This window comes from Streptomyces sp. NPDC004542 (assembly GCF_040610035.1).
GTDB lineage: Bacteria > Actinomycetota > Actinomycetes > Streptomycetales > Streptomycetaceae > Streptomyces.
The window spans coordinates 42,196-49,352 of record NZ_JBEXLP010000055.1 but is presented as its reverse complement, the minus strand read 5'-3'; the positions used below and the strand labels follow the sequence as shown (position 1 = coordinate 49,352).

8 protein-coding genes are annotated in these 7,157 nt (G+C 75.8%); 7 read left to right on the top strand and 1 reads right to left on the bottom strand.

Going from position 1 to position 7,157, the window contains the following annotated elements:
* Positions 1–149 precede the first annotated feature (149 nt).
* From ABZX30_RS25825 to ABZX30_RS25795, 7 genes are read left to right on the top strand one after another with little or no spacing between them, the layout of a single operon-like run.
* Entirely contained in the window at positions 150–1,592 is a 1,443-nt protein-coding gene (locus ABZX30_RS25825; protein WP_355937454.1) for a V-type ATPase 116kDa subunit family protein, read from the top strand.
* Positions 1,577–1,990: an ATP synthase subunit C gene (locus ABZX30_RS25820; RefSeq protein ID WP_355937452.1), complete on the top strand. Its 414-nt coding sequence runs from the start codon at positions 1,577–1,579 to the stop codon at positions 1,988–1,990. Before ABZX30_RS25825 ends, ABZX30_RS25820 begins: the two co-directional genes overlap by 16 nt.
* A 2-nt stretch (positions 1,991–1,992) precedes the next feature.
* Positions 1,993–2,220, top strand: coding sequence for a hypothetical protein (locus tag ABZX30_RS25815; RefSeq protein WP_355937450.1), 228 nt, complete (start codon positions 1,993–1,995; stop codon positions 2,218–2,220).
* The gene (locus ABZX30_RS25810) at positions 2,217–2,726 is read left to right on the top strand and encodes a hypothetical protein (protein ID WP_355937448.1); all 510 of its coding nucleotides are present in this window, start codon (positions 2,217–2,219) and stop codon (positions 2,724–2,726) included. The genes ABZX30_RS25815 and ABZX30_RS25810 overlap by 4 nt, the downstream gene beginning before the upstream one ends.
* Entirely contained in the window at positions 2,723–4,501 is a 1,779-nt protein-coding gene (locus tag ABZX30_RS25805; RefSeq protein WP_355937446.1) for a V-type ATP synthase subunit A, read from the top strand. Before ABZX30_RS25810 ends, ABZX30_RS25805 begins: the two co-directional genes overlap by 4 nt.
* The gene (locus ABZX30_RS25800) at positions 4,498–5,892 is read left to right on the top strand and encodes a V-type ATP synthase subunit B (RefSeq protein WP_355937444.1); all 1,395 of its coding nucleotides are present in this window, start codon (positions 4,498–4,500) and stop codon (positions 5,890–5,892) included. The genes ABZX30_RS25805 and ABZX30_RS25800 overlap by 4 nt, the downstream gene beginning before the upstream one ends.
* Positions 5,889–6,509 carry a V-type ATP synthase subunit D gene (locus ABZX30_RS25795; protein WP_355937442.1) on the top strand — a complete coding sequence of 207 codons (621 nt, stop codon included), beginning with the start codon at positions 5,889–5,891 and terminating at the stop codon, positions 6,507–6,509. The genes ABZX30_RS25800 and ABZX30_RS25795 overlap by 4 nt, the downstream gene beginning before the upstream one ends.
* Positions 6,510–6,575: 66 nt before the next feature.
* Here ABZX30_RS25795 and ABZX30_RS25790 read toward each other — a convergent pair whose 3' ends face one another.
* Positions 6,576–6,998, bottom strand: coding sequence for an Hsp20/alpha crystallin family protein (locus ABZX30_RS25790; protein ID WP_355937440.1), 423 nt, complete (start codon positions 6,996–6,998; stop codon positions 6,576–6,578).
* Positions 6,999–7,157: the final 159 nt, after the last annotated feature.

Genomic DNA, 7,157 nt, shown 5'->3' with positions numbered 1-7,157 from the left:
GCGGCGGGACGGCGCGGTGATGCTGCGGGAGGGCCGGTTCGGCCCGCGGGTGGTCGTGGGCGCGGTCGCCGTGCTGTCCGTGGACGCGTGGCGGGTGCGGGCGGCGCTGGAATCGGCGGCGCGCGGTGGCCGGCCCGGGGCGGTGTTCGATGCCCTGGCCTGAGGCGATGACGCCGGTCCGGATGCGCCGGGTGGCGGTGATCGTGCCGGAGGCGGCCCTGCGGGACGCGCTGGTGCGGATCGCCGAGGCGGGATGCGTGGAGCTGGACCGGGCCGAGGAGGCGGCTGCGGGAGCGGCGGCGGTACGGCTGCGGCGGCTGCGGGGACGTGCCCCCACGGCCGGTGCGGAGGACACCGTATCCGCCGTCCTGGCCGCGGACCTGCCCGACCTCGACCTGCTCGAGGCGCGGCGCAGCGTCGGACTGCTCGCGGGCGAAGCCCAGTTGGAGGAGCGCGCGGAGGGCGCCGTACGACGCGGGGAGGTGGCCGCGCTGGCCGGGTGGTGCCCGGCCGCCGAGGTGCCCCGGGTGGCGGGCCGGCTGGCCGCCGCCGGCGGCGCGCTGGTGCCGCTGCCGTCACCGCGCGGCACTGATCCGCCGACGCTGCTGCGGCCGGGCGGACCCGTCTCCTTCACCCCCCTGGTGACGGCCTACGGGACACCGGCCTATGCGGACCTCGACCCGTCGTGGCCGGCGGGCCTCGCCTACGTCGCGATGTTCGGGATCATGTTCGGTGACGTGGGGCACGGGGCGCTGCTGTTGCTCGGCGCGTTCGCGCTGCGCCTCGGGCGGCCCCGCCGGCTGGCCCGGCTCAGGCGTCTGTGGCCGTTCCTGGCGGGCGCCGGAGCGGCCGCCGTGCTCGCGGGCTTCGCTTACGGAGAGTTCTTCGGGCCGACCGGGCTGCTGCCGGTGCTGTGGCTGAACCCGCTGGACAGTCCCGCACGCCTGCTGGCCGCCGCCGTGGTCCTCGGGGCGGGACTGCTCGCGGTCGCGCACGCGGCCGGCGCGGTCAACCGGGTCCGGGAGAGCGGCTGGGGCTCGGCGTTGTGGGCGGCGTCCGGCTGCGCCGGGCTGCTGTTCTACGTGGGGCTGGCGCTGGCCGCGGCCGGCCTGCTCCTGCACCGGCCGCCCGCCGCCGTCACCGGGGCCGTGCTCGCCGTCATGGGGCTGGCCCTGGTGGCCGTCGGCCTGTTCCAGGCCACGAGGGGCGGCGGCGCCGGATATGCCGAGACAATCGTACGAATGTTCGATGTCGTCGTGCGGACGGGTACCAACACCCTGTCCTTCGCCCGGCTCGCGGCCTTCGGCCTCACCCACGCCGCGCTCGCCGACCTGGTGTGGCGCGGCACCACGGGCCTGGCCGGGCGCGGTGCCGCGGGGATCGCGGGGGCGGTGCTGCTGTTCGCCGTCGGCACGGTCCTCTCGTTCGGCCTGGAGGCCCTGGTGGCCGGTGTGCAGGCCTTGCGGCTGGAGTTCTACGAACTCTTCTCCCGGCTCTTCGAGGCGGAAGGCCGACCGTTCCGTCCGTGGCACGTTCCCCCGGCGGAACCTGCCGACAGCACTACGAAGGTGATGCCATGCTCACCTGGCTGATCGTCCTGCCGGTCCTGGCCGCGGTGCTCGGCGCCGTACGGCTGCTGCGGCGGCGCCGGACCAGACACGCCTTCCGCTGGCTGCTGGCCACGAACCTCGCCCTGCTCGGCTGCGCGTGCGCCGTCCTCGGATCCGCGCTCGCGGGCCCGGCTCAGGCGTCGGCGCAGGCCGCCACGCCCGGTGCGGTCAACGGGTCCGCTCTGATCGGGGCCGCCATCGCGGTGGCCGGAGCCTCGATCGGGGCCGCCATCGCGGTCGCCTACACGGGCGCCGCGGCCCTGGCGGCGCTGAGCGAGCGGCCGGAGATGTTCGGCCGGGCGATGGTGATCGTCGGTCTGGCCGAGGGCATCGCCGTGTACGGCCTGGTGGTCGCGATCCTGCTGATCGGAAAGGCGTGAGGATGGGCACCGTGGCCGCCATCGGCACCTGGACCGGCGTGTGCGGTCTGGCGCTGGCCGGGGTCGACGTGCTGGTCGCCGAGGACCCGGACGCCGTCCGCCGCAGCTGGCGCGCGCTCCCGGACACGGTCGCCCTGGTGATCCTCACCGCCGAGGCCGCCGAGGCGCTGGACGCCGGGGCGACGGCGCCCGGCCCGGCCCGGCCGCTGACGGTGGTGATGCCCCGATGACCACGTCCGTGGACGCACTGGATCCCGTCCGCGCCGAGCTGCTGCGCGCGGCACGGGCCTCGGCCGACGCCGTCCTGGACCGGGCGAGGGCCGACGCGGAGGAGATCCTGCGCGCGGCACGGCGTACCGCCGATGAGGTGCTCGCCCGGGCCCGGGCCGACGGCGCCGCCGACGGCGCCGCCGGCGCGGCCCGGGTGCGGGTGCGAGCGGTGCAGGACGCGTGGGCGGTGGAACTCGCGGCGCGCGCCGAGGCCTACGCCGGACTCGGGGCCGCCGTCCGCGCGGGCGTGCGCCGAGCGCTGGCGCAGGGTGCCGTACCGCGGGAGCGGCTCGCCGAGGCGGCGCGGGCGCTGCTGGGCACACGGGCGCGGGTCACGGATGCCGCAGGGGGCGGAGTGACCGCCGAGGTGCCCGGCCGGCGGGTCGACCTCTCGGCGGACGCCTTCGCCGACCGTGCCGTGGAGCGGCTCGGTGCGCGGGCCGAGACGCTGTGGGGGCCGTCGTGACGCCGTCGGGAGGCCCGGAGGCGGGCCCGCGGGCCACGCGCGCCGGTGCGGGCCCCCTCCCGGTGTCCCGCTCCCGGGTCCTGCGCGTCGCCGGCCCCCTGGTGGAGATCGCCTGTCCCTCCTCCGTCGCCATGCACGACCTGGTGGTGCTCGGCGCCGCCCGGCTGCCGGGCGAGGTGGTCGCCATCCACGGCGACACCGCCACCGTCGAGGCGTACGAGTACACGGGTGGACTGGCCCCCGGGCATCCTGCGGAGCCCCGGGGGCATCCGCTGACGGTGCGCCTGGCCCCGGACCTGCTCGGCGGCGTGTACGACGGCCTGTTGCGTCCGCTGGCCGGCGCCGGCGACCTGCTCACCGCCGGCGGACCGGGTGCGGCGCCGCAGCCGCGCCGTTGGCCGTTCGCACCACGGGTGGCCGAGGGCACGCGGGTCGCGGCCGGGGAGGTGCTGGGGGACATCGGGGCGAGCGTGCCGCTGCGGCTCCTGGTGCCCGCGGACCGCTCGGGCGAGGTGACCCGGCTCGCGGCGGCGGGCGAGCACTCCGCCGACGCGGTGCTCGCGGCGGTGGGCGGGCACGAGGTGCGGATGGCGCAGTTCTGGCCCGTGCGCAGGCCTCGGCCGGTGGCGCGGCGGCTGCCCGCGGACCTGCCGTTGAACACCGGGCAGCGGGCCGTCGACCTGCTCTTCCCGGTGGCGCGCGGCAGCACGGTCGCCGTGCCGGGCGGCTTCGGCACCGGCAAGACCCTGCTGTTGCAGCAGATCGCCAAGTGGTGCGACGCCGACGTGATCGTCTACGTCGGCTGCGGCGAGCGCGGCAACGAGATGGCGGACGTCATCGAGGAACTGGCCGAGCTGACCGATCCGCGGACCGGGGGCCGGCTGGCGGACCGGACGGTGACGATCGCGAACACCTCCAACATGCCGATGATGGCCCGTGAGGCGAGTGTGCACACGGGGGCGACGGTCGCCGAGTACTTCCGTGACATGGGCCTGGACGTCGTCCTGATCGCCGACTCGACCTCCCGCTGGGCGGAGGCCCTGCGCGAGTTCGCCTCCCGCATGGGCGAACTCCCCGCCGAGGAGGGCTATCCGGCGGGGCTCGCCTCCCAGCTGGCCGCGTTCTACGAGCGCGCCGCCGCGGTGCGCACCCTCGGCGGCGCGACCGGCTCCGTCACGGTGATCGGTGCCGTGTCCCCACCGGGCGGCGACCGCACGGAGCCGGTCACGGCACACACGGAACGCTTCGTGCGGTGCCTGTGGAGCCTGGACCGCGATCTCGCCTACGCACGGCACTATCCGGCCGTCTCCTGGGCGGAGTCCTTCTCGCGGGACGCCGCCGCACTGGCCGCCGCGCACACCCGGGCCGGCGACCCGGAATGGGCCCGGCGGCGCGGGCGGGTGGCGCGGCTGCTGGCCGAGGCGGACCGGCTGGCCGACCTCGTCGAGCTGGTCGGCAGCACGGCCCTGCCGGCCCGGGAACGGATCAGCGTGCTCGCGGGGAGACTGCTGCGGGAGGCCCTGATCCAGCAGAACGCGCTGTCACCGGCCGACGCGTACAGCGCCCCCGAGAAGACCGCGGCCCTCGTGGAGGCCGTGCTGACGGTCATCGACCGCTGTCTGGAACTGGTGGACACCGGCACCCGGGCGGACGTCGTGGAGGCGGTGGACTTCACTCCGCTGTTGCGGGCTCGCGAAACGGCCGGACCCGCACAGACCGCTCCCGTGGCGGCGGCCCGCGACACGGTGCTTGCCCGGCTCAAGGAGGCGGCATGAGCGGCCTCGCCGGCATCGAGTACACCGGGATACGGGAACTGCGCGGTCCGCTCGTGGTCGTGGAGGGCGTGCACGGGGTCGGCTGGGACGAGTTCGCCACGATCCTCCTCGGCTCCGGTGAACGACGGCACGGGCTGGTCCTCGAGGCGGACCGGGACCTCGCGGTGGTGCAGGTCCTCGAGGACACGGCCGGCATGGACCGGACCGGCACCCGCGTCGCCTTCTCGGGCACTCCGCTGCGGATCCCGGTCGGCACCGGATGGCTGGGGCGGGTGTGCAACGGGCGGGGCGAACCCGCCGACGGCGGGCCGCCGGTGCTGGGCGGGTCGTACGCGACGGTCGGCGGGGCACCGATCAACCCGGTGCGCCGCGAACCGCCGAACGAGCCGGTGCTGACCGGTGTCGGTGCCGTGGACGTGCTGACCACGCTGGTGCGGGGCCAGAAGCTGCCGGTGTTCTCGGCGGCCGGGCTGCCCCATCTGGAACTGGCCGTGCAGATCGCGGCCCAGGCGGCCTGCGGCGGCGAGGCGTTCTGTGTCGTGTTCGCCGGGATGGGACTCACGCACGCCGACGCGGCGTTCGTCCGGGGCGGGCTGGCCGCCCGCTCCGCCGCACGGGAACTGGCGCTCCTGGTCAACACGGCCGACGACCCGGTGATCGAACGACTGCTCACCCCGCGGCTCGCCCTGACCGTAGCCGAAAGCCTGGCGTTCACCGAGGGCCGTCACGTCCTGGTGGTGATGACCGACATGACGGCCTACGCGGAGGCGCTGCGCGAGGTGTCCGCCGCGCGGGGCGAGATACCGGCCCGCCGGGCCTACCCGGGCTACCTCTACAGCGACCTCGCGTCCCTCTACGAACGCTGCGGGCGGATCAGGGGCCGCCCCGGCTCGGTGACCGTGCTGCCCGTGCTCACCATGCCGGCGGGCGACATCACCCACCCCGTTCCCGACCTGACCGGTTACATCACGGAAGGGCAGATCGTGCTGTCCGCCGAGGTGCACGCGGCCGGGGTGTACCCGCCCGTCGATCCGCTGGCCTCGCTGTCGCGTCTGATGCGCAAAGGCGCCGGGCCGGGCCGGACCCGGGCGGACCATCCTGCCGTGGCCGCGCAACTGATCGCCGCGCTGGCCCGGTCGCGGCAGGTGCGGGAACTCGCCGACCTCATCGGGCGGTCGGCACTCAGCCCCACCGACCTGCGCCACCTCGACCTCGAGGACGCCTTCCGGAACCGGTTCCTCGCCCAGGGCACGGAAGAGAACCGGTCGCTGCGGGAGTCCCTGGACCGGGCCTGGGACGCCCTGCTGACCCTGCCGCGCAGCCAGCTCGGCATGATCCCGGCGGACCTGCTCGACACGCACGCCCCGCCGCGGGACGGGGAGCCGGCGTGAGCACGCGCGGGCGCCGGGTGCGGCCGGGGCGGGCCGGGCGGCTGCGGCTTCGCCGCAACCTCGCCACCGCGCTGCGCGGAGCGGAGCTGCTGGAACGCAAGCTCCGGCTGCTGCTGGACCGGGAGCGCGCGGAACGACGGGCGGCCGAGGACGCGGGTTCGGCGTGGCGGGACGAGCTGGCCGACGCCGACACCTGGCTGGTGCGCGGGGTGCTGCTGGGCGGCGAACAGGCGCTGGCTCAGGCGGTGCCCGCGGACCGGGCGGGCGTCGGCGTCGAGTGGGCCACGCTGATGGGCGTACCCCACCCCGCGGCCGTGACCTGGACGGCCCCCGTCCCCTCCCCGGCGGAGCCGGCACCGCCCAACACCGCGCTCGCGCAGGCCCAGGCGGCCTACCGGTCCGCGGTCCGTGCCGCCGCGGAGTACGCCGCTCACCGGGCGGCCGCCGAGCTGCTCGCCGCGGAGGCCGAACGGACCCGGCAGCGGGTGCGCGCCCTGCGCCGCCGCTGGATACCCCGGCTGCAACAGGAACTGGCCGCGGTGGAGCTGGCGTTGGAGGAGGCCGAACACGAGGAAGCGGTACGCCGCCGCTGGGCCGCCGCCCACCGGACCCGGTGAGAGCGGCGCGGGCAGCGCACGCCGATGGCGGGCCCGTACCGGGGCCCGCCATGCCGTCGACCGGCGTCAGGTGCCGTGCTTGATCTCGACGTGCCTGGCCTCCGCCTTCTCGGCGCCCAGGCCTACGCTGACCGTGAGCATGCCGTCGGTGTAGTCGGCCTTGACGTCGTTCTCGTCGGCGCCGGGCGGCAGCGTCACACTGCGGCTCATCGCGCCGTAACGGATCTCGCTGCGGTTCTTCGAGACGTCCTTCTCCTCGCGCTCGGCCTGGACGGTCAGCACTCCTTCGCTGATGAAGACGTCGATGTCCTCGGGGGTCAGGCCCGGGAGCTCGGCCCGCACCACATAGCGGCCGCCCTCGGTGTAGTCCTCGATGCGGACGGTGTAGAGCTCGCTCATGGCGGGCATCCCGAACCGGGCCGGAAGGTTTTCGAACCAGTCCGGCACCTCCGGGAACGGGAACCTCTGCCTGCGCGTCAGTGTGGCCATCGCGATACCTCCTCGGCTGTGGCGCAGCCTGCCGACACCTCCAGTCCAGCGCGCGCGGGCTCCGGCCGCTGAGGCCGAACAGCCCATACCAGGGGTCCCTGAGGTCCCTGTTTTCCCGCGTGCCCGCGACCAGACTGGTGACCGGGGGACGGACGACCA

Coding starts and splice junctions, on each gene's coding strand:
- ABZX30_RS25820 (WP_355937452.1), top strand. CDS start 1,577: ATGCTCACCTGGCTGATCGTCCTGCCGGTCCTGGCCGCGGTGCTCGGC.
- ABZX30_RS25800 (WP_355937444.1), top strand. CDS start 4,498: ATGAGCGGCCTCGCCGGCATCGAGTACACCGGGATACGGGAACTGCGC.
- ABZX30_RS25790 (WP_355937440.1), bottom strand. CDS start 6,998: ATGGCCACACTGACGCGCAGGCAGAGGTTCCCGTTCCCGGAGGTGCCG.
- ABZX30_RS25825 (WP_355937454.1), top strand. CDS start 150: ATGCCCTGGCCTGAGGCGATGACGCCGGTCCGGATGCGCCGGGTGGCG.
- ABZX30_RS25815 (WP_355937450.1), top strand. CDS start 1,993: ATGGGCACCGTGGCCGCCATCGGCACCTGGACCGGCGTGTGCGGTCTG.
- ABZX30_RS25810 (WP_355937448.1), top strand. CDS start 2,217: ATGACCACGTCCGTGGACGCACTGGATCCCGTCCGCGCCGAGCTGCTG.